Origin of the sequence: Corallococcus interemptor (assembly GCF_003668875.1) — a bacterium.
In the GTDB taxonomy this organism is placed as follows: Bacteria; Myxococcota; Myxococcia; order Myxococcales; family Myxococcaceae; genus Corallococcus; species Corallococcus interemptor.
This window is the reverse complement of sequence record NZ_RAWM01000042.1, coordinates 24,765-44,902: the sequence shown is the minus strand read 5'-3', so window position 1 is coordinate 44,902 and position 20,138 is coordinate 24,765. Positions and strand designations below refer to the sequence as shown.

Here is a 20,138-nt window from a genome sequence, read left to right as displayed (position 1 = left end):
CCGGACACCGGGAGTTCCCGATGACCGGCCCGCGTCGCTGCCGCGCGCCCTGCTAGAAGTTGGGCGTGCGGAACGTCTTGATGACGCCCATGTGCTGCATGCTGGCGGCGCCGCTGTCGGAGTTCAGCGCCGGGTAGATCTCCGAAATGGGCGTGTACACGCGGCTGTCGAGCACCAGGCCGTTGTTGAAGGTGCTGCTCCCGATGACGGTGGGCACCTGGTACTGGCGCAGGTCGGAGTCCACGAGCACGTGGTCATAGGGCTTGGTGCGGCCCGCGTTGGTGCCGTCCTTGCCGTTCTTGTCCACCGGGTGCGGACCCGCGGTGTCCACCACCTGCTTGAAGGTGCCGAAGCACGACTCGGAGCGGGAGTCGGTGTTGAAGTCACCGCCGATGGCCAGGTAGTCGGCCGCCGGGACCTTCTCCTTGATGTACTTCACAAGGTTGGTGGCCTCCGTGTTGCGGACGCCGCTGCTCCGGGTGAGCAGGTGCACGCTGACGACCCAGAGGTCACGCGGTCCGGGGATGTCGATGCGGGCCCAGGCGAAGTCGCGGTTGCTCACCTGGGTGTCGGTCCACTCGCCGGCCTCGATGATGGGGAAGCGGCTGATGACGCCGTTGGGGATCTGCGCGCCGGTCTCGCGGTAGTAGTAGGAGCCCGTGCCCATGACCGTGTCGACCATGGCGCGCATGTCCGACGCCGAGTCCGACTTGTAGTTGAACTCCTGGATCATCACGATGTCGGGCTTCACGCCCTGCATCAGCCGGATGCCGTGGCCCGGGTCGTAGTCCTGGCCGTTGCCGCTGGTGAGGTTGGAGGCCATCAGGCGGATCTGCGTGTAGCCGCCGTCGGAATCCGTCTCGCCCGTGGAGCCGCCGTCGGTCGGCGTGCCCGCGTCGGTCGCCGTGCCTGCGTCGGTCGTGGTGCCCGCGTCGGTGGTGGAGCCAGCGTCCACCGGGGTGCCCGCGTCGACCGTCGAACCGGCATCCGTGGGGTCCGGGTCCACGTCGGTTCCCGCATCCACGGTGGTGCCCGCGTCGACTTCGGATCCCGCGTCCACTTCGGAGCCGGCATCCACTTCGGATCCCGCGTCCACTTCGGAGCCGGCATCCGCGGAGGTGCCCGCGTCGGTGCGGGTCCCGGCGTCAACGGAAGTCCCCGAGTCCGCGGGAGAGAGGGGCTCTTCACCCTCGCCGCAAGCGAGGGCCAGGAAGCCCAGCGCAAGCAAGGGGCGTAGGAGTGGGGGGAGCTTCGATGCCATACAGGGCCTGGATCCTTGCTTCCGAGGGTGTCGAGGGGGGTGACCCGTCGGCTTCGGCGCGCCGACTGGCGCGTGAGTATAGAAGTTTGCAAGAAGGCTGTCCCCTGACCGCCCGTGAGGATTGAAGTCACTGCCTTTCAAGAATCCGAGAGGCGCACCGCGCCGTAGCTGCGGAAGGCTCGGATTCAAAGAAAGACATCACGGGGATCAGCCACGACGCAGCAGGACGTGAGGAGTCCAGGATGTCAGCACGGCAGCTCACGGTGCGGTTTCACGGCGCACTGAACGACTTCGTCGCACCGGAGCGCCGGGGGCAGGCGTTCACGCACGTCCTGCAGGGCAGCCCTTCGGTGAAGGACCTCATCGAGTCCCTGGGTCCACCGCATCCCGAGGTGGACGTGGTGCTGGTGGACGGCGAGCCGGTGGGTTTCGGTCAGCGCGCGGAAGCGGACACGCGCGTGGACGTGTATCCGGCGTTGGAGCCATCCACCCCGGCGGTCGCGCCGGAAGCGCGGGTGGGTCCACCGCGTCCGGAGATGCCGCGCTTCATCCTGGACGTGGGGTTGGGGCGGCTGTCGGGCTTCCTGCGGATGCTCGGCTTCGACACGCTCTGGAGCAACGACGCCGCGGACGACCAGCTGGCGCGCGTGTCCCACGACGAAGCGCGGGTGCTGCTCACGCGGGACCTGGGCGTGCTGAAGCGCTCGGAGGTGGTGCACGGCTACTTCCCGCGCTCCAGCGAGCCCGCGGATCAGCTGGTGGAGGTGGTGCGAAGGTACGGCCTGACGTCGCGCATGCGGCCCTTCTCGCGCTGCCTCGCGTGCAACGGGCCGCTGTCCACCGCCACGCCGGAGGAAGTGCAGGGCCGCGTCCCGGAAGGCGTGGCCCAGCGTCACCGCAATTTCCAGCAGTGCCCCAGCTGCAAGCGTGTCTTCTGGCCCGGCACGCACCACGAACGCATGCAAAACCTGGTGGACACGCTGCGCAAGCTGGAGACCGCCAATCCCTGACTCAGCTCAATGCCTCACGGCATTTGAGACAGACATCATCCCCCTGCCCCACCGCTTCGGAATACACCCAGCAGCGCGGGCACTTGGTGCCCAGGGCCGGAAGCACTTCCGCGGACAGCGACGCGCCGTCACCGAAGGTCTGTGAAACATCCAGCGCCACTGGCGCCGTGTCCCCCAGTTCCACCTGGCTCACGATGAACAGCCCGGGCAGCTCCGCGAGGTGCGCCTCCAGCAGCTCCCGCACCGCGCCCGTGGCGCTCAGCACCACGCGGGCCTCCAGCGACGCGCCGATGCGCTTGTCCCGCCGCGCCACCTCCAGCACGCCCTGCACCGCGCTGCGTACCGCGAACAGCTTCGCGTAGCGCGCCTCCAGCTCCGGCGGCATCGTGGCCTTCACGTCCGCGAAGCCCGCCAGGAACACGCTCTTCGCGCGCTCTCCCGGCAGGTGCTGCCACGCCTCCTCCGCCGTGAAGCTCATCACCGGCGCCAGCAGCGGCAACAGCACCGTGAGAACCTCGTGCAGCACCGTCTGCGCGCCGCGCCGCGCGGGTCCGTCCTTCTTCGCCGTGTAGAGCCGGTCCTTCAGGATGTCGAAGTACACGGCCGACAGGTCATTGGCGCAGAAGTCCACCACCGTCGCGTAGACGAGGTGGAACTCATAGTCCTCGTACGCCTGGCGCACGCGCGCGGCCACCTGCGCCAGCCGTCCTCGCGCCCACTGGTCCAGGGGCAACAACGCATCCGGCGCCACCGCGTCCTTCGCCGGGTCGAAGTCGTGCAGGTTGCCCAGCGCGTAGCGCAACGTGTTGCGGATCTTCCGGTAGCCCTCCGACAGGCCTTTCAGGATGGCGTCCGACAGGCGCACGTCGTTGCGGTAGTCGCTCGCCGCCACCCACAGCCGCAGCACCTCCGCGCCGTACTGCTGGATGACCTTGTCCGGTGCCACCGTGTTGCCCCGGCTCTTGGACATCTTCTCGCCCTGGCCATCCACCACGAAGCCATGCGTCAGGCACGCCTTGTAGGGCGCCACGTCGCGCGTGCCCACTGACACCAGCAGCGAGGAATGGAACCAGCCCCGGTGCTGATCACTCCCCTCCAGGAACAGGTCCGCCGGCACGCGCTGCCGCTTCGCCAACACCGCGGACGCCATGCACGCCGAGTCGAACCACACGTCCAGGATGTCCGTCTCGCGGTGGAACTCACCCTTGCCGCAGCGGGGACACGTGAAGTCCGCCCCCAGGAAGTCCTTCACCGGCGTGCGGTACCACACGCCCGCGCCTTCCTTCTCCACCGCCGCCGCCACGCGCTCCATCAGCTCCGGAGACACCACCGCGTCGTCGCACCCGTCGCAGTACGCGATGGGGATGGGCACACCCCAGCTGCGCTGCCGGCTGATGCACCAGTCCGGACGGCCCTCCAGCATGCCGCGGATCCGCGACTGGCCCCACGACGGCACCCACTGCACTTTGTCCACCTGCTCCAGCACCACCTGCCGGAACGTCTGCGTGCCGTGGAACGGCGCGTCCATGGGGATGAACCACTGGTAGGTCGCCGCCTGGATGACCGGCTGGTGGCAGCGCCAGCAGTGCGGATAGCTGTGCGTGACGGTGTCTGACCTGTCATTGAGCAGCGCGCCCCGCTGCACCAGCAACTCCAACACCGCCGGGTTCGCCTCGAACACGCGCCGCCCCGCGAGCACCTCGCCCACCGAGTCGTCGTAGCGGCCGTCCGCGCGCACCGGGTTGTAGATGTCCAGGCCGTACTTCAGGCCGACCTCGTAGTCCTCCTGGCCATGCCCCGGCGCCGTGTGCACCAGCCCCGTGCCGGCATCCAACGTCACGTGCTCGCCCAGCACCACGCGCCCCTGCCGCTCCAGGAAGGGGTGCTGATACGTCACGTGCTCCAGGTCCTCGCCCGTCGCGTACGCGAGGATTCGGGACGGATCCACCAGCGCCGGTGACGACACCTCGCCCGTGGGCAGCTGCACGTGCTTCACCGCGAGCTCGTCCGACTTCACCTCCGCCAGCACCTTCGCCAGCAGGTCCTTCGCCACGCAGAGGACGCGGTCCTCCAGCCGGTAGAAGACGTATTCGAACGAGGGATTGACGGCGATGGCCAGGTTGGCCGGCAGCGTCCAGGGCGTGGTGGTCCAGATGACCAACGACACGCGCAGCCCCTTCAACTGCGGCAGCTTCTCCACCAGCGCCGGCCCTGCGTCGAAGGCCACGTACGCGGACGGAGACGTGTGCTCCGCGTACTCCACCTCCGCCTCCGCGAGCGCGGTCTGGTCCTGGAGGCACCACGCCACGGGCTTCTTGCGCCGGTACAGCATGCCCCGGCGCGCGAACGCGGCCAGCTCCCGCACCTCCTGCGCCTCGTAGCTGAAGTCGAGCGTCCGGTAGGGCGCGTCCCACGTCCCGAAGACGCCCAGCCGCTGGAACTCCGCGCGCTGGATGTCCACGAATTCCAGCGCGTACTCGCGGCAGCGCTCCAGCAGCGCGTCGCGCGACAGCGTGCGCTTGTCCAGCTTCTGTTCCTTGAGGCGCTTCTCCACCGCCTGCTCGATGGGCAGACCGTGCGTGTCCCAGCCGGGGATGAAGTCACACGGGCGTCCGGAGAGGTTCCGGAACTTCACCACGATGTCCTTCAGCACTTTGTTGAGCGCGTGCCCGGCGTGCAGGTGGCCGTTCGCGTACGGCGGCCCGTCCGCCAGCACGAAGGGCTCACGGCCCGCGTGCTTCGCCAGCAATTGCTTCCACACGTCCTCGTCCCGCCACCAGGTGAGCAGGCGCGGCTCGAGCTGGCCCAGGTTCCCCTTCATGGGGAACTCCGTGCGCGGCAGGTGGACGGTGGCGTCGAGGTCCTTGCGGGAGGGGGCGTCGCTCATGGGCACGGGCTTACTCGTCGTGGTCGTGGCCGTCGTCATGCGAGTGCGGCTGGGGCTTGGACTTGCCCTTGCTCTTGGGACACTTCTTGTTGCACTTCGCCTGCTCGAATTTGACCTCGCGCGTGCAGGCTTCGGTGCACGCCGGCTTGCCCGGAGGGCACTTCTTCGCACAGGCAATGAGCTTGGAGCCGGCGTTGAGGCTGCACTTCTCGCTGCACGTCTGCGCGAGCGCCTGGGGCGCCACCAGCACGGCTCCCAGCGCCATCCATCCCAGCCAGCCCCGCATCGCGATTCGCGTCTTCATGCCGTCATGCTCCTTGTGGCCGGGAATCATCGCCCAGGAAGCGCCGCGCGCGCAGCCCTGGAGCGCCTTCATTCCCGCCGGGTGGAGGACTATGCTCGACGCGCTCCCGCATGGAGCGTGCCCCCTCGCATGCTCCCATCGAAAGGCATCCCATGAGGTCCCCCCTCGCCGCATTGCTGCTGTGCCTGTTCGCCGCCCCCGCGGCCTGGGCGCTCCCCGCGTCCCCCGGCGCCGCGTCCCTGAACGCGGCCGTGGCCACGACGCCGCTCCAGCCCGTGAAGAACGACCAGGGCGAGGAGATGAAGCCGCCCTTCAAGGACCAGGAGCAGGCGCAGTGCGTGTCCAAGTGCCAGGAGCCCATGGGCCGCTGCATGAACCAGTGCAAGAAGGGCGACAGCGGCTGTTCCGCCAAATGCGCGCAGAAGATGGTCTCCTGCAGCCGGGGCTGCGGCATGAAGGTGCCCAACGCCAAGGACGCCAAGAACGCCCAGAACGTCCGCCGCAAGGGCTCCAGTCACTGACGCTCAGGGAGCGTTCGCGCCGCCCAGCCGGTGGCGCAGGGACACCATCAGGCGGTTCTCCTCGGTGCGCGTGGTGATGATCAGCAGCTCCGAGCCCCGCCGGAAGACCCCCTTCTCCTCGGGGTCTTCCGCATAGCCCGTGGGCGCCAGCGCCGTGCGGTAATAGTCATACACCTGGGCCTCGGTGGTGCCGGGCTGCGTTGCGTAGACCGCCAGGTGCGCGCCCTCCAGCTCCGAACGCGTCAGCCCTTCCGCGCCGGGCATCAGCGGCGCCCAGCTGAGCGTCGTGCCGGGCGGCTTGTAGTTGGACATGTTGGAGACGCCCAGGATGAGCGTCACGGACTTGTCCGCGTTCTCCTGGAAGATGACCGTGTAGGCGAGCAGCTTCTCCACGTCGAGCGCGGTCAGCATGGGCTCCGTGGTGGGCGAGCGCTGCTCGCGCATGGGCGCCATGTAGAAGCCGGCCTTCCGGAAGCTCTCCATGATGTGCTGGATGACGGCGTTGAGCGGCCAGTCGGTCCGCGCCAGTTCCAGGTTCATGGGGACGCCGTCGGACACCTGCGGCCCCGGGGACTGCACCCAGACGACCTTGCCCGGGATGTCCCAGCGGAAGGGCGCCCTGGGCGCCTCGGCTGCCAGCACGCCCGCGTCGGGAGCGGCGGCCGGCTGCGCCTTCACCGGCGCCTTGCCTCGCGAGGTCGGACGCGCCGGCGGGCTTCCCGCATCCGGCGCACTGGACGGGCCCGCCGACAGCGCGAGCGACAACAGCAGCGAAGACAGCATCAGGGGCAGTCCTTCCCCAGGAAGCAGCCCTCGCGCTGCGCCCAGGCGAGGGGATAGGGGACCGCGCCAATGAAGGGCCCTGGAGGCATGGCCCCTGGCGAGGTGGGCCACGCGAAGATCAACGCCGTGGGACCGTAGTAGCCACCCGGATCCACCGGCATCGGCTGGAGGAAGCCCCACTCCTCGCCCACGGCGCTCATCCAGAACATGTTCTCCGCCCCGTAGAAGAAGGGCAAAGGCAGGCTGCCCACGATGCCCATGGCCAGGGCGCTGCCGGAGAAGTCAGGGCCCAGCGCGTTGGTCATCAGGCTGGCCGCGTAGACGCTGGCCGCCATGTTCCAGTAGGGGATGTTCATGGGACACGGCGCGGGCACGTCCGGGACGATGGGGCACGAGCCGGACTCGCGGTCACCCGTCAGGCCCCAGTCATCCAGCATGCTGGTCAGCGACGCGGAGCAGTTCCCACCCCACGCCCGGCCAATGCCACACACGTTCAGGGGGCCCATGTCGTAGTGGGCCTCCTTGAAGAACCCCGTGGACCCCTGCGACTCCTCCACGTAGCGCCGCGGGAACTTGAAGGCGGACAGCTGCGCCCGCGCGTTGCAGGCGATGCCGCCGCCGTCGCTGTAGGCCACGAAGGCGAAGGGGTGCGGATCATACCCCGGGCCGTTGGGCGTGCAGGTCACCTGCATGCCGTCCGTCCGGGTGAAGGCCTGGGTGATGCCCGTGCCCGGGCCCGGCGTGCGGCTGAGCCCGTCGAAGTCCGCGTAGGCGTCGGTCATCGCCGCGGCGGCCTTGACCACGGCCTCGCGTGACGGGTCGGAGTCCCCCGGCCAGTCATGGAGCTCGTAGCCCGGCGCGTCCAGCAGCGCGGCGTGCGTCGCCGCCGTCACCTTCACGGAGAACACGGAGATCTCCGAGAAGTGGATGAGGAAGACGAGCACCGTGGTGAACACCATCATGCCAATGGCCGCTTCCAGCACGGCCTGGCCGCGCGGTGCGCGCCTCGCGCGGGGGCTCATGGCATCCCCCGGTAGCCCTGGGCCTTCAGCGCGTTGTAGGCGTCCGCCGCCCAGCCCACGGAGGAGTCGTTCAGCGCGTCGGTCATGTCCTCGCCGTCCACGTCATCCGTCGCCAGCGTGGCGCGCCAGTAGGGGTTGAGCAGGTTGGGCGGCTCCTTCCAGTGGTCGCGGCGGTGGTAGTAGGTGACGCCCGTGGACACGGAGGTCTGCCGGCTGATGTCCATGCCGCCGAACATGGGCCCCAGGTGCACGCCCCGGTTGTCGAACACCGTGCCGCTGTTGGACGGGTTGAACCGGAAGCGGAACAGCAGGTCCCAGGGGTCTCCGCCGGCCGCCGCTCGCTGGGCGTAGTCGCGCTGGATGACCGCGTAGTTCTTCGGCTGTCCCCAGATGTCCCCTTTGTCCATCAGGTGCAGGCCGTTGTAGTCCATGAACATGGGCCACACGGACGGGCACCGGCCAATGCCCAGCCGCGTGCAGCGGCCCATGTCATGCCGCGTCTGCGCGGGCTCCATGTCCATGCCCAGGCCCGAGGTCGCGGACGGCAGCCACGCGTGGATGTCCGTGCTGTCCATCACGTCCGTGGCGCGCAGCAGCGACGCGCTGATCATGGTGCCGCCGGAGGTCGGCTGGCAGGGCGGACGGCCCCGGTTGAACGTCACCGTGGCGAAGCCGTGGTCATCCGCGTAGGCGGCCCAGTCGCTGGAGCCGAAGCTCGCGTGGTCCGGCATCTCCGACCAGTAGCCCGCGCCAAACCCGACCTCGGACACGAAGACGTCCGGCGGCGTGATGGCCCGCGTCTGGATGCCCGTGGTGACGGCCGCGTCCGCGGTGGGGTAGAGGTTGCGCATCGTCACGAAGCTGTGGCCCCGGCTGCCAATGGCCGCGAAGACGTGGTGCTGGGAGAAGATGTCTGGAATCACCGCGCCCAGGCCCAGGTAGACTTCGTCGATGGCCGTGTTGCTGTTGGAGCTGATCTCCCCGTTGAAGGGACTGCCGCGCTGGGCGTCCTCGACGATGCGGCCGGCCACGCGCTCGCGCTGCATCTCCAGCATGAAGCGCGTGTATTCCAGCGTCTGGCCATCCAGGAACATCAGCTGCGCGGCGCGGCCCAGCAGCATGGAGCGGCGGGCGGCGGGCGCCTCCAGGGCCTCCCACTGCGCCGCCAGCATCGCGTCGTACGACATGAGCCGCAGCACGGACGTGTTGATGGCCGCGATGGCGGCCAGGGAGCAGCCGCAGAAAGCGCTGCAGCCCGAATGAGGGGCACAGCACGGCACCCGCGCCCAGTACGGCGCGGAGGCCATCTGGTAGGCCACCACCGCGGCGCCCACCTGCGAGCGGTAGTAGCTGCTCCAGTTGATGAGGCTGTTGACCGCGGCCTGGGACACCATGTGCCCAATCTGCGCGCGGCTCATCAGCGCCATCTCGTTGAAGACGCGCGCGGTCTGCGCCGCCTGGCTGTAGGCCACGGCGTCCGCGACGGCCTGCGTCTCCATCTTCTCCTTCACCTTGCTGCCCAGCGACAGCGTCAGGCAGACCAGCAGCGTCATCAGCAGCAGGGTGAGGGTGAACAGCACCAACGTCTGGCCACGGGAGAGACGCGGCAGCTTCATAGGACCTCCGGGGCCGGAGCGCAGTTCTGGGTGGTGAAGTAGCGCCGCTGCAACGGCGTCATCATTCGCAGCGAGGCGGACGCCTGGATGGGCATCACGTACTGTTTCACGGCGAACCGGGCCATGACCTCCGCGCGGATCGCCGCCTCCACGTTGAGGACCTCGGTCTGCTGCCACTGCGCCTTCTGCGTGAGCATCAGCGGGTTCTGCGCCGTGTAGTCCTGCCAGCCCCAGCGGGCCAGGACCATGCGGCTGATGACCCAGTCCGCGAACGGAATCTTCAGCGGGAACCAGTAGATGAGCCGCATCTCCAGGCGCCGGATGTCCGCGTCGAACTGGTCGAAGTGGCCGTCGTCGTCGGGGACCGACCCCGCGAAGGGGCTCTCACGGATGAGCCACAGGATTTGGCCGTCGTGGTTGCCATCCGGCCCCGGCACGTAGCGGAACTGGTTGAAGGCGTTGTTGCGGCGCGCCGCGAAGGCCGCCGCCAGCCGCTGGCCCGGCGTGCCGCCACCACCGCCGCCCAGGTACGAATAGAAGCTGGGCAGAAGCGCCACGACCGCCGCGTGCGTCATCGCCTCGCAGTCGCCGTGCCGCACGCTGCCCACGCGCGTGGCGCGGAAGACCGCGTACTCCGCCATCAGGCGGCCCTGCATCATCAGGAAGAGCTGCAGCGTCCCCAGCACGAGGAAGACCACGAGCGGCAAGGTGATGGCTGACTCGACCGCGGCCTGGCCGGACTCGCCTGCTTCACGGGGGGAACGTGCGCGCATACGGAGACTCATCCTGCGGGAGGGGGGAATCTCGCAGTATCCGTCAAGTGACCGCCGACACACCGCGTCGGGGTCCGAGGGGGGACCCGGATTGTCTCAGAGGACAGCGCTCTTGGGAAACTTCCCAGGCAGGTGTGACACCCTGACTGAAACCGTGTGACAGCGCTGTCTCAGCGGGGTTTCAGCCCCTTCGCGTCCAGCTGATACTTCTTCACCAGCCGCTCGATGGACTTGCGGTGCAGCCCGCTCTCCCGGGCGGCGCGGGACAGGTTGCCCTCGCAGCGGGTGAGGACGCTGGTGACGTACTCGCGCTCGAAGTTCTCCAGCAGCTGCTCCTTGGCGTCCTTGAAGGCCAGGTGCTCGTTGAAGGGCAGCGGCCCCTCGCGGGCCTGACCCCGGACGCGCGGGGGCAGATGGGAGGGCAATATCTCCTCGCCCTCGTCGGAGAAGGTCAGCACGTGGGAGAGGACGTTCATCAGCTCGCGCACGTTGCCGGGCCAGGGGTAGGCCATGAGCAGCCCCAGGGCCTCCGCGGAGAAGCGCTTGCGGCCGTGCGTCTCCACCACCTCCGGCTCCGCCAGCGCCTGCTTGAGGATGAGCGGGATGTCGTCCCGGCGCTGGCGCAGGGGCGGCAGCTGGATGTGGATGACGGACAGGCGGAAGTAGAGGTCCTCGCGGAAGTTGCCCTGGGCGATCTCCTTCACCAGGTCGCGGTGGGTCGCGGCGATGACCCGGCAGTCCACCTCGATGACGTCGTTGCCGCCCACCCGGCGCACCTCGCGGTTCTCCAGCACGCGCAGGAGCTTGGGCTGCAGGTCCAGGCGCAGCTCGCCCAGTTCGTCCAGGAAGATGGTGCCGCCCTGCGCACGCTCGAAGGCGCCGGGGCGGCTGGCGGTGGCGCCGGTGAAGGCGCCCTTCTCATGGCCGAACAGCTCGCTTTCGATGAGGTTGGGCGGAATGGCGCCGCAGTCCAGCACCACCATGGGGCCCTTCTTGCGGCCGGACAGCTCATGGATGGCGCTGGAGACCAGCTCCTTCCCGGTGCCCGTCTCCCCCTGGATGATGACGGAGACGTCCATGGGCGCGATGCGTTTGATCAGCCCGAACACCTGCCGCATCTTCACGCTCTGGCCCACCATGCCGCACAGCTCGCCCTCGCGGTCGGGCTCCACCGCCACCTCTTCATCCAGGGGCGCGAAGGTGATGACGGAGGAGCCGGCGCGGATCTGCGAGCCCGGGGACAGGTAGGCCCTTTCGATGCGGCGGCCGTCCAGGAAGGTGCCGTTGGTGGAGTTGAGGTCCACCAGGAGGTAGCCGCGCTCGGTGTACTGCACTTCAAAGTGGTGGCGGCTGGCGGTGCGGTCCTCCACCAGCACCAGGTCGTTGCCCGGGTGGGCCCCGCAGCGAAGCCGCTCCTTGTCGCTGGCCATGGAGCGCCCGGTGTCCGGCCCCGACGTCACCAGCAGCCGGCACTTGTGCAGCTTCACGCTGGCGCGCGGATCCACCACCAGCGTCTCTCCCAGGAGGGGGGACTGGGACGACAGTTCGAGCCCGACGTCTCCGGGATTGGTGTGGATGTCGTCGGGATGGGGGTTGGAGGCGGTCATCAGTGAACGCGAGGATAGCAAAGGGTGCCCACCCACCGTGCCTCCATGCCCGTGCGTGCTAGTGTCCCGCGCCCCGCATGCCCCCCCGAAAAGCCCAGCCGAAGAAGGCGCCCGTCCCGCCTGGCGCGCAGGCACCCGAGCGCGCTGACGCACCGCGACCCAAGCGGCCGCGCGTGAAGAAGACCGTGGCCATCCTGTCCCGCAAGCGCTCGCTGTACTCGACCCGCCGGCTGGTGGAGGCCATCAAGGCCCGGGGCCACCGGGCGCTCGTGTTCGACACGCTGCGCTGCTGCCTGCTGCTGGCCCGCGGCAAGCCGCGCATGACCTACCGCGGCGCGGAGGTGCAGGGCGTGGACGTGGTGATTCCGCGCATTGGCGCGTCCATCACCGCGTACGGCCTGGCGGTGGTGAACCACTTCGAGATGATGGACGTGCCCGTCCTCAACCCGCCCACCGCCATCGCGCGGAGCCGCGACAAGCTGCGCGCGCTCCAGTTCCTCGCGCGCGCGGGGCTGGACATGCCCAGGACGGTGATGGCGCACGACCGCGGCAACGTTCGCAAGCTGGTGCAGGAGGTGGGCGGCCTGCCCGTCATCATCAAGCTGATCAAGGGCACCCAGGGCGTGGGCGTGATGATCGCCCACACGCTGCCGGAGGTGCAGACCATCCTCGACACCTTCTGGGACCTGGGCCAGGAGATCGTCCTGCAGGAGTTCGTCGCGGAGAGCGAGGGCCGCGACGTGCGCGCGCTGGTGGTGGGCGACACCGTGGTGGGCGCCATGCGCCGCAAGGCGAAGAAGGGCGAGTTCCGCTCCAACATCCACCGCGGCGGCGAGGGCCGCGCCATCACCCTGCCCCCGGACTACGTGGAGGCCGCGGTGAAGGCGGCGCGCATCATTGGCCTGGAGGTCGCGGGCGTGGACATGCTGGAGGGCCGTGAGGGCCCGCGCCTGATGGAGATCAACTCCAGCCCCGGCTTCGAGGGACTGGAGGGCGCCACCGGTCAGGACATCGCGGGGCACATCGTGGAGCACGCGTTGGTGTACGCGGGGACCCGGGGAAGCGTGCTGCGCACGCGGGCCGGCCGAGCTTCCTGAACGAGATGTTGTGGTGAGAGCAGGCACGCGAGCAGCATCTGCGTGCCTGCCCGCCTGCTCCGTGGCGTGCGTGCGGGACTTCACGGTGCGCACGGTGCCTTGGATGCTCCTCAGGAATACGGGAATGCATCCGGGCGTGGTTTGTCCGTGGGTGTTGGCAGCGGCGGGGATGCGCCTCTAATCTGGCGACCCCCGATGAAAACGCTGCACAAGCCGCTGCAGATCACCGTCTACCAGGATGTGCTTTGTGCCTGGTGCTACCTCGCCGACCAACGGTTGGAGGTGCTTCGCCAGGAGTTTGGCGACGCCGTCCGCTGGAGCGTGCGTCCCTACCCCTTGCGTCTGCACGACGTGTTGCCCACGGAGCGCGAAGTGCGCGGGCTGGTGGAAGAGGTGAAGCGCGCACAGCGCGAAACCGACCCCACGGCCGCGCTGCTCTCCACGGACCTGTGGCTCGGCGGTGATCCGCCACGCTCCAGCGTTCCGGCGCTGGCGGCACTGGAGGCAGCGCGGCTCCAGGGGCCCCAGGCGCGGGCCTTCCTCGCGCGGTCCATGCAGCGCGCCGCGCTGGAGCAGGGCGTGAACGTGTCCCGCTCGGATGTCGTGTTCGAGCTGGCGTCGCGTGTGGGCCTGTCCATGAACCAGTTCTCCGCGGCCTTCCGGTCGGAGGAGACGCGCCGGCTCATCTACGACGAGCACCGGCTGGCCGGCAGCCGCGGCGTGCGCGGCGTGCCCACGCTGGTGATTGGCGGCCGCTGGATGCTGTGCGGCCTGCGCGAGCTGTCCGAGTACCGCGAGCACATCCTCGCGTGCCTGGGCAAGGTGGCCGTGCCCCGCTCGGGTTCCTCCGAGCGGCTGGTGCACTGAAGGCCCCAGCCGCTCCGCCCTGGGTCAGGAGCTCGCGCTCTCGTCCCAGGGTGAGCGCACGGCCAGGTACATCCCCGCGGTGAGCAGCTGGACCAGGGCCATGGCGGGGATCACCCCCACGCAGCACACGAAGAACCCCGCCAGCATGATGGCGCCCGACGCCAGCGCCACGGCGAACATGGAGAGCCGCTGGCCGCGCGCCGCCGCCCAGCTGCGGCGCAGCACCTCCAAGGGCGAGGGCGGCGCGTCGTGGAACACGAGCTCCGGCTGGACCAGGTACAGCGGCAGCATCAGGTACGTGAGAGGCCCCACCAGCACCAGGAACCCCAGGCCCATGACGCCCAGGAAGGGCACCAGCGCGTCCAAGAACTGGTACGAGTAGCCTGATTTCAGGCTGAAGCTGTCCATCAGGCCCGTGCCCACGAACGCGAGGATGCTCAGGAAGATGAGCAGGGCCAGCGGAACCAGCACGATGACGAAGACGAGCGTCATGGTCAGCGCGTAGGGCACCGCCTTGTTCATCTGGCTGAAGAGGCGCTCCACGTTCGCGCGGCCTCCCTTCAGCACGTCGAAGCACACGCGCACCATGCCCAGCTGCACCAGCCCCTGCACCAGCTGGTGGGCCACGAGCCCCACCATGCTCAGCACCACGGTGAGCACGACGCTGTCCGCCGCCGCGCCAATGGCCGTGCCCACGTTGATGAGCAGCTGCGCGCCCAGGGACACGCCCAGCATGACGAGCACCGACAGCGACAGCATGGCCCACTCGCGCTGGAACGCCGGCCAGCACACGTCCCACAGCTGGCTGAAGGACCACGTCTCGCGCCCCAGGGGGAACGCGTCGCCGGAGCGCTCCCGGCACGTGGGGCAGTAGCGCGACGTGCCGTCCTGGTTGCACGCGTTGCAGGTGAAGTTGCCGCAGCGCGCGCAGGTGCCCGTGGCCTCCAGCACCGGGTGCAGCGCGCAGTGCGCACCCATCGCGCGTCCGAAATCCACATCCGACATCTGTTCCGTCTCCCCGGCGCGGCGTCCCGGGGGCCGCGCTCCGGGTGTCATATCAGGCGGGCCCCTCCCCTTGCCGGCGAGCGGGCACGCCGGATGAATTTCCGGGACACCCCTGCGTCGGAGGGGGCAGAGGGTTGCGGAGCGGGACGCTTTGAGGGTCCACTTCCGCGCCAGGAGATCCACCATGAACCGCTTGCTCGCCCTGGTCGTCCCCGTGGCCCTGCTGATGGGGACGGGCTGTGTCGTCGAGGCCCACTCGCACCGCCCCGTCCGCCGCGTGGCCTACGTCGCCCCCGCGCCCGTGGCGGAGTACCGGTTCGCCGGAGCGCACCCCGTGCCGGACGACTACGGCGGTGGCTGGTGCCCGGAGGACTACGCCCACGTCCATGACTACCAGCCGCCCACGACGTCCTACGTCTACACGGACGACGTCTACTACTACCGGGGCCCGACGGTGGTCTGGTACTGGGACTACCACCCCATCGCCAGCGGCGGGTACTGCAACCTCCACGGCCGCCACCAGCACGACTACTACCCGCGCGGCTCGTGGGGCGCGGGCTACACGTACGACCGCGGCAGCCGGGGCTACCGCTGGAACAACAGCCACGACGCCTCCGCGGTCCGCGGTGGCCGCAACAACATCGCCCCCTCTCCCCGGCCCGCTCCGGCTCCCGTGAACCAGGGCCGCAACCCGCCCCCGGGCGGCACGGGCACCGGCGCCCGGCCTCCCAGCGGCTCCGGCTGGGGCCGTGGCAACAACGTCGCCCCCTCCGACAACGACCGGGACAATGACCGGGACAACGGCCGCGGCAACAGCGGCGGCTGGAACACGCCGGCCAGCAAGAGCCGCGATGACGACCGCGACAACGACCGTGGCAACTCCGGCGGCCGGGGCAACTCCGGCGGCAGCAGCGGCAGCGGCAACAGCGGCGGCCGGAGCAGCGGTGGGTGGGACTCCTCGGGCAGCAGCAGCAGCGGCAGCAGCGGCGGCCGGAGCAGCGGCGGCGGCAGCAGCGGCGGCGGCCGGAGCAGCGGCAGCAGCGGTGGCGGTTGGAACACCGGCAGGAGCTCCGGTTCTTCTTCCTCCTCCGGCAGCGGCGGGTCGCGCTGGTAGGCGCTCCGCATCCCTCCTCCTGGCGTGACCCGCGGCACCGGGCGCGGCCTTCCGTTTCCAGCGGAGGGCAGGCTCCCGGTGCCGACGTGTTTTCAACACCCGGAGGGCCCGTCGTCCGGGGCGTCCAGCCCGGCGGCGCGCCGGTGCGTCGTGAAGGGGACGGACGGCGCCCCTGGACGGATTGCGGCCATCCCGGGCCGTGAAGATGTTGCCGCCCGATGAAACACTACATTCGGGCGGCGGGTGGGGCCGTGCTCGGGCTGTTGGCATGGGCCTGTGGCGGCGGCGGATACACACCAGACCCCGGCGTGCGGACCGAGGACGCCGAGGCAGTGGACCTGGAGAACCTTCGCATCCTCGTGACCGGTGAGGCACGCGTGTTCCCGGAGGCCGAGGGCTCGGCCCTGGCTCCCGCGTCGCTCTCCGGAATGGCGCTCACCGTGGAGGAGCCCCTGCGCGTGGCCGTCAACGACGCGTCCGCCACCTTCGCCACCGGCGAGGTGTCCGAGGACGGCACCTTCCGCATCAGCGACGTGCCCGTGCGCGACGTGCACCAGGGGCTCGCGGTGGGCCTGTCGCACGACGGGCTCGTGCCCAGCACCACGATTGTCTACGACACCGCCTTCACCGGCACCCGCCCGCGCACGGACATCATCGACGCGCACGCCTGGGCCCTGCCTGGCGCGTTCGTGGATCAGCTGGGCGCCGCCGTGGGCGCGCCGCGCCTCCAGGGCCACACCGGAGACAAGGCGGCCACCCTCGCGTCCGCGGGCTTCGTGCTGGGGCGCGTGGTGGACCTGAACGGCCAGCCCGTGAGCGGCGTGCGCGTGGCGCTGGACCGCGCGGACCTGGCGGATCGCGTCTACTACCCGTCCGCGGACCTGACGTCCGTGGACACCGCCGGCACGGCGGCCCACGGGCTCTTCCTCTTCGTGCACGCGGGCGCCGGGGTGTCGTCCTTCCAGCTGTCCGTGGAGGGGAGTCCCACCTACGTGCCGCGCAACGTCGACGTGGGCCCCGGACGGGGAGTGGTGCTCACGGTCTACCCAGGCCGTTACGCACCCTGACACAACCCTGGACAAGCCTGACATCCCCGCCTAGGACGGACATCCGCCCAACCCCGGCGTCCCATAGCGGGGTGGCCCCCGGTACGGGATGTTGTGGCAGGATGCAGGGCTGGCGTTCCGGGGGGACGCGGATGATGAGCGGCCGTTCCATGCCACGAAGCACGGCGTTGGTCCGTGCCCTTGCGCGCAGCTCCTCGGTGGCGGCCTGCCTCGTGGGGCTGCTCGTGCTCGTGGGCTGGGCGCTGGATGTCATGGTCCTCAAGTCCATGGGCGCCGCGCTCCCCGCCATGCGCCCCAGCGCCGCGCTGGGGTTGCTGCTGGGTGGGGCCGCGCTGGGCCTGCGCCTGCCGGACTCACCCCGCCCCGCCCTGCAGCGGCTGGGCACCGTGCTGGCCCTGGCCACGGCCCTGCTGGGCGCGGCGAGCCTCGTGGACGGCGTCATCACCGGGGGCACCGGAGGCCTGGACGCGCTGTTCCTGCGCGCCTTCGGTGAGGAGGTGCCCGCGTCGCCGGGGCTCGCGCCGTCGCCGTTGATGGGGCTGTGCCTGCTGCTGCTGGGCCCGGCGCTGGCGCTGGTGGACCGGGGCCACCCGCAGCGGCTGTCCTGGGCGGACGGGCTGGTGGTGCTGGCGCTGATGGCGGCGCTGACGGGCCTCAACGGCTTCCTGCTGGGGCCGCTGGTGACGCCCGCCGCGGTGCCGTACTTCCAGGAGCGCAGCATGGGGCTGCACACCACCTGCGTGCTGATGCTGCTGGCCATGGGCACGCTGTGCGCCCGGCCGGAGCAGGGGCTGATGGCGCGGCTCACCCGGGACACGCTGGGCGGCTTCGTGGCGCGGCGGCTGGTGCCGGTGACGCTGCTGGGGCCGCCGGTGCTGGGGCTGACGCTGGTGCTCATCCACCTGACGGGCGGGCTGAGCCACGACGCGAAGCTGCCGCTCTTCGCCACGGTGGTGGCCGCGGGCGGCGCCACGCTGGTGCTGCTGGCGGCGCGGGCGCTGGACGTGCTGGATACGGAGCGCATGCGGGCCACCGCCGCGCTGGAGGCCTCCGAGGAGCGCTTCCGCACCTTCCTGGATACGGCACCGGACCCCATGGTGGTGGTGGACGCCACGGGCCACGTGCGCTTCGCCAACGCGGAGGCCGAGCGCGTCTTCGGCTACCGCCGCGAAGCGCTGCTGGGCCGCGAGGTGGAGCTGCTGGTGCCGGAGGGGCTGCAGGGCGCGACCCCCGCCGGAGAGGGCCCGGCGCGCGCCACGGGCGGGCGGCTGGTGACGGGGCAGCGGCAGGACGGCACCAGCGTGCCGCTGGAGGTGCGCTTGAGCCCGCTGGAGGGCGGAGACGACGCCACGCGCATCGCCGTCCTGCGCGACGTCACCGAGCGCCGGGACCTGGAGAAGCTGCGCGAGGAGTACGTGGGGCTGATCTCCCACGACCTGCGCAACCCGCTGAACACCATCAACCTGCGCGCCCACCTGCTCCAGCGCGCGCTGCACGAGCGGAAGCTGGAGCGCGAGGGCCACATGGCCCAGGCCATCATCCACAACGTGGAGTGGATGAGCACGATGATCGAGGAGCTGCTGGAGGGCTCGCGGCTGGAGTCCGGCCGGGTGAACCTGCGCCGCGAGGCGTGCGACCTGGGCCGCTTCCTGGAGGAGGTGCTGGAGCGCGACGTGCCGCCCGACGCGCGCGAGCGCTTCCGGCTGCACCGCACGGGCTCCCTGCCGCCGGTGCCCATGGACGCGGCGCGGTTGGAGCGCGTGGTGACGAACCTGCTGACCAACGCGCTCAAGTACAGCCCCCAGGGGACGCCGGTGGACGTGCGGCTCGCCGCCGTGCACGACCATGCCGTGGTGTCGGTGACCAACCAGGGCACGGGCCTGTCCCCGAGGGACGCGGCGCGCCTGTTCGACAAGTACTACCGCACGGAGGACGGCCGCTCGGCGGACGGCAAGGGGCTGGGGCTGGGGCTCTACATCAGCCGGCTCATCGTGGAGGCCCACGGCGGCCACATCTGGGTGGAGAGCGAGCCGGGCCGGGGCGTCACCTTCTTCTTCAGCGTGCCCCTGGAGACCCCCGCCACGCCCACGGAGTCCGAGCCGCCGCGCCAGCGCGCCAGCTAGCGCGGCACGAACCAGCGCGGCAGCCAGTCCGCGCCCTTCGCCGTGGTGAGCCGCGTCTGGCCGGTGCCGTCCGGACGCATGAGGTACAGGTCGGTGTCGCCGTCGCGCTCGGAGACGAACACCAGCGCCTTTCCGTCCGGGCTCCAGGCCGGCATGTCGTCGCGGTGCTGCCCGTCCGTCAGCGCCACCGGCGCGCCTCCCGCCATGTCCACCACCCAGATGCGGCTCTTGCCGTCCGGCAGCCGGGCCACGTACGCCACGCGCTTGCCATCCGGGCTGAAGACCGGCTCGCGCTCGTCACCCGCGAAGCCCTCGCCGGACAGCGCGCGCAGGTCCGAGCCGTCCGCGCGCACCCGGTACACGCGCTCCTTGCGCTCGCGGTTGCTCACGAAGAGCAGCCACTTCCCATCCGGGCTCCACTGCGGCGTGCGGTCCTCCAGGTAGAACGTGGTGATGCGGCGGGGCTCGCCCGTGCCGTCCGCGCGGAAGACGTAGACCTCCGGGTCCCCTTCCCCGCTGCACACGCACGCCACCTCCGTGCCGTCCGGAGACACCGCGGGCTCGAAGCAGCCCTCCTTCACGTGCGTCAGCCGCGTGTCCACCGCGTTCGCCTGGGGCAGCACGCGCACCACGTCGCTGAAGCCCTGCGCGTCGGACTCCGCGACCAGCCACGTGCCGTCCGGCCCCCAGCTCGCGTTGCGCGCGCGCGGGCGGGGCGCATGCAGCGGCACCTGGCGGCCTCCCTCCAATGGCTGGAGGCGCAGCTGCTGGAAGACGCGCCCGTTCGCCTCGCCCGACGCAATCACCAGCAGCGTGCGGCCGTCCGGTGACGGCGGGCCGGGGTACTCGTCCTCCGGCGCGGTGGTGACCTGCGTCTCCTGTCCCGCGGGCGTCACCCGCCAGACGTCCTTCTGTCCCGCCCGTTCGGAGAGGAAGACGATGGTGCCCGGCAGGGCCCGCCGCTCCGCCTCCGACAGGGCGCCGGGCGCCGGGGCTCCGCCAGCGCCGCCGCAGCGGCCCTGACAGCCCATGGCGCCCAGCAGGGCGAGCACGGCCCACCCCCACCGTGCCCGCGAGGGCC

At 70.4% G+C, this 20,138-nt stretch carries 17 protein-coding genes; 7 read left to right on the top strand and 10 right to left on the bottom strand.

The window, feature by feature from the left end:
• Positions 1-52 precede the first annotated feature (52 nt).
• Entirely contained in the window at positions 53-1,261 is a 1,209-nt protein-coding gene (locus tag D7X96_RS17620; protein ID WP_121770252.1) for an endonuclease/exonuclease/phosphatase family protein, read from the bottom strand.
• 242 nt (positions 1,262-1,503) lie between these two features.
• On the opposite strand from D7X96_RS17620, the gene D7X96_RS17615 reads away from it, so the two are divergent.
• Positions 1,504-2,271 (top strand): Mut7-C RNAse domain-containing protein, encoded by a 768-nt coding sequence (locus D7X96_RS17615; protein ID WP_121770251.1) that lies wholly within the window; start codon positions 1,504-1,506, stop codon positions 2,269-2,271.
• A gap of 1 nt (position 2,272) precedes the next feature.
• On the opposite strand, the gene ileS is transcribed toward D7X96_RS17615, so the two are convergent.
• Both ileS and D7X96_RS17605 read right to left on the bottom strand, forming a co-directional pair.
• Complete coding sequence (gene ileS, locus D7X96_RS17610; protein WP_121770250.1) at positions 2,273-5,158, bottom strand: isoleucine--tRNA ligase; 2,886 nt, start codon at positions 5,156-5,158, stop codon at positions 2,273-2,275.
• A 10-nt stretch (positions 5,159-5,168) separates the two neighbouring features.
• Positions 5,169-5,462, bottom strand: coding sequence for a hypothetical protein (locus D7X96_RS17605; protein WP_147442850.1), 294 nt, complete (start codon positions 5,460-5,462; stop codon positions 5,169-5,171).
• A 152-nt stretch (positions 5,463-5,614) separates the two neighbouring features.
• Between D7X96_RS17605 and D7X96_RS17600 the strand changes: the two genes are divergently transcribed.
• Complete coding sequence (locus tag D7X96_RS17600; RefSeq protein WP_147442849.1) at positions 5,615-5,983, top strand: hypothetical protein; 369 nt, start codon at positions 5,615-5,617, stop codon at positions 5,981-5,983.
• A gap of 3 nt (positions 5,984-5,986) precedes the next feature.
• On the opposite strand, the gene D7X96_RS17595 is transcribed toward D7X96_RS17600, so the two are convergent.
• From D7X96_RS17595 to D7X96_RS17575, 5 genes are all read right to left on the bottom strand, one after another.
• Complete coding sequence (locus D7X96_RS17595; RefSeq protein ID WP_121723000.1) at positions 5,987-6,766, bottom strand: hypothetical protein; 780 nt, start codon at positions 6,764-6,766, stop codon at positions 5,987-5,989.
• Positions 6,766-7,788, bottom strand: a complete 1,023-nt coding sequence (locus tag D7X96_RS17590; RefSeq protein ID WP_121723001.1) for a pilus assembly protein — start codon at positions 7,786-7,788, stop codon at positions 6,766-6,768. Before D7X96_RS17590 ends, D7X96_RS17595 begins: the two co-directional genes overlap by 1 nt.
• Positions 7,785-9,404 carry a pilus assembly protein gene (locus D7X96_RS17585; RefSeq protein ID WP_120550518.1) on the bottom strand — a complete coding sequence of 540 codons (1,620 nt, stop codon included), beginning with the start codon at positions 9,402-9,404 and terminating at the stop codon, positions 7,785-7,787. The genes D7X96_RS17590 and D7X96_RS17585 overlap by 4 nt, the downstream gene beginning before the upstream one ends.
• Entirely contained in the window at positions 9,401-10,177 is a 777-nt protein-coding gene (locus tag D7X96_RS17580; protein ID WP_120550517.1) for a TadE/TadG family type IV pilus assembly protein, read from the bottom strand. The genes D7X96_RS17585 and D7X96_RS17580 overlap by 4 nt, the downstream gene beginning before the upstream one ends.
• Positions 10,178-10,347: 170 nt before the next feature.
• Positions 10,348-11,784 (bottom strand): sigma 54-interacting transcriptional regulator, encoded by a 1,437-nt coding sequence (locus D7X96_RS17575; protein ID WP_167510849.1) that lies wholly within the window; start codon positions 11,782-11,784, stop codon positions 10,348-10,350.
• 77 nt (positions 11,785-11,861) lie between these two features.
• Between D7X96_RS17575 and D7X96_RS17570 the strand changes: the two genes are divergently transcribed.
• Both D7X96_RS17570 and D7X96_RS17565 read left to right on the top strand, forming a co-directional pair.
• Entirely contained in the window at positions 11,862-12,881 is a 1,020-nt protein-coding gene (locus tag D7X96_RS17570) for an ATP-grasp domain-containing protein (protein ID WP_120550516.1), read from the top strand.
• Positions 12,882-13,076: 195 nt separating this feature from the next.
• A complete protein-coding gene (locus D7X96_RS17565) occupies positions 13,077-13,748 on the top strand; it encodes a DsbA family oxidoreductase (RefSeq protein WP_121723002.1) in 672 nt (223 codons plus the stop codon).
• A gap of 24 nt (positions 13,749-13,772) precedes the next feature.
• Here the strand turns inward: D7X96_RS17565 and D7X96_RS17560 are convergent, their stop codons facing one another.
• The gene (locus tag D7X96_RS17560) at positions 13,773-14,753 is read right to left on the bottom strand and encodes a hypothetical protein (protein WP_120550514.1); all 981 of its coding nucleotides are present in this window, start codon (positions 14,751-14,753) and stop codon (positions 13,773-13,775) included.
• A gap of 184 nt (positions 14,754-14,937) precedes the next feature.
• Here D7X96_RS17560 and D7X96_RS40460 point away from each other — a divergent pair, with 184 nt between their 5' ends.
• The 3 genes from D7X96_RS40460 to D7X96_RS41490 all read left to right on the top strand — a co-directional run bounded on the left by D7X96_RS40460 (position 14,938) and on the right by D7X96_RS41490 (position 19,057).
• On the top strand, positions 14,938-15,867 hold the full coding sequence (locus D7X96_RS40460) for a hypothetical protein (protein ID WP_208647331.1): 930 nt from the start codon (positions 14,938-14,940) through the stop codon (positions 15,865-15,867).
• 218 nt (positions 15,868-16,085) lie between these two features.
• The gene (locus tag D7X96_RS17550) at positions 16,086-16,934 is read left to right on the top strand and encodes a carboxypeptidase-like regulatory domain-containing protein (protein WP_120550963.1); all 849 of its coding nucleotides are present in this window, start codon (positions 16,086-16,088) and stop codon (positions 16,932-16,934) included.
• A gap of 149 nt (positions 16,935-17,083) precedes the next feature.
• On the top strand, positions 17,084-19,057 hold the full coding sequence (locus D7X96_RS41490) for a sensor histidine kinase (protein WP_158626358.1): 1,974 nt from the start codon (positions 17,084-17,086) through the stop codon (positions 19,055-19,057).
• Here D7X96_RS41490 and D7X96_RS17540 read toward each other — a convergent pair.
• The gene (locus D7X96_RS17540; protein ID WP_199746930.1) at positions 19,054-20,100 is read right to left on the bottom strand and encodes a TolB family protein; all 1,047 of its coding nucleotides are present in this window, start codon (positions 20,098-20,100) and stop codon (positions 19,054-19,056) included. The two genes, D7X96_RS41490 and D7X96_RS17540, sit on opposite strands and share 4 nt — an antisense overlap.
• Between the last annotated feature and the right edge of the window lie 38 nt (positions 20,101-20,138).

Excerpts from the sequence above, each read along its gene's own strand:
- D7X96_RS17575 (WP_167510849.1), bottom strand. The coding sequence starts at position 11,784 with ATGACCGCCTCCAACCCCCATCCCGACGACATCCACACCAATCCCGGA.
- D7X96_RS17600 (WP_147442849.1), top strand. The coding sequence starts at position 5,615 with ATGAGGTCCCCCCTCGCCGCATTGCTGCTGTGCCTGTTCGCCGCCCCC.
- D7X96_RS41490 (WP_158626358.1), top strand. The coding sequence starts at position 17,084 with ATGCCACGAAGCACGGCGTTGGTCCGTGCCCTTGCGCGCAGCTCCTCG.
- D7X96_RS40460 (WP_208647331.1), top strand. The coding sequence starts at position 14,938 with ATGAACCGCTTGCTCGCCCTGGTCGTCCCCGTGGCCCTGCTGATGGGG.
- D7X96_RS17620 (WP_121770252.1), bottom strand. The coding sequence starts at position 1,261 with ATGGCATCGAAGCTCCCCCCACTCCTACGCCCCTTGCTTGCGCTGGGC.
- D7X96_RS17580 (WP_120550517.1), bottom strand. The coding sequence starts at position 10,177 with ATGCGCGCACGTTCCCCCCGTGAAGCAGGCGAGTCCGGCCAGGCCGCG.
- D7X96_RS17585 (WP_120550518.1), bottom strand. The coding sequence starts at position 9,404 with ATGAAGCTGCCGCGTCTCTCCCGTGGCCAGACGTTGGTGCTGTTCACC.
- ileS (WP_121770250.1), bottom strand. The coding sequence starts at position 5,158 with ATGAGCGACGCCCCCTCCCGCAAGGACCTCGACGCCACCGTCCACCTG.
- D7X96_RS17605 (WP_147442850.1), bottom strand. The coding sequence starts at position 5,462 with ATGAAGACGCGAATCGCGATGCGGGGCTGGCTGGGATGGATGGCGCTG.
- D7X96_RS17570 (WP_120550516.1), top strand. The coding sequence starts at position 11,862 with ATGCCCCCCCGAAAAGCCCAGCCGAAGAAGGCGCCCGTCCCGCCTGGC.
- D7X96_RS17615 (WP_121770251.1), top strand. The coding sequence starts at position 1,504 with ATGTCAGCACGGCAGCTCACGGTGCGGTTTCACGGCGCACTGAACGAC.
- D7X96_RS17595 (WP_121723000.1), bottom strand. The coding sequence starts at position 6,766 with ATGCTGTCTTCGCTGCTGTTGTCGCTCGCGCTGTCGGCGGGCCCGTCC.
- D7X96_RS17550 (WP_120550963.1), top strand. The coding sequence starts at position 16,086 with ATGAAACACTACATTCGGGCGGCGGGTGGGGCCGTGCTCGGGCTGTTG.
- D7X96_RS17565 (WP_121723002.1), top strand. The coding sequence starts at position 13,077 with ATGAAAACGCTGCACAAGCCGCTGCAGATCACCGTCTACCAGGATGTG.
- D7X96_RS17560 (WP_120550514.1), bottom strand. The coding sequence starts at position 14,753 with ATGTCGGATGTGGATTTCGGACGCGCGATGGGTGCGCACTGCGCGCTG.
- D7X96_RS17590 (WP_121723001.1), bottom strand. The coding sequence starts at position 7,788 with ATGAGCCCCCGCGCGAGGCGCGCACCGCGCGGCCAGGCCGTGCTGGAA.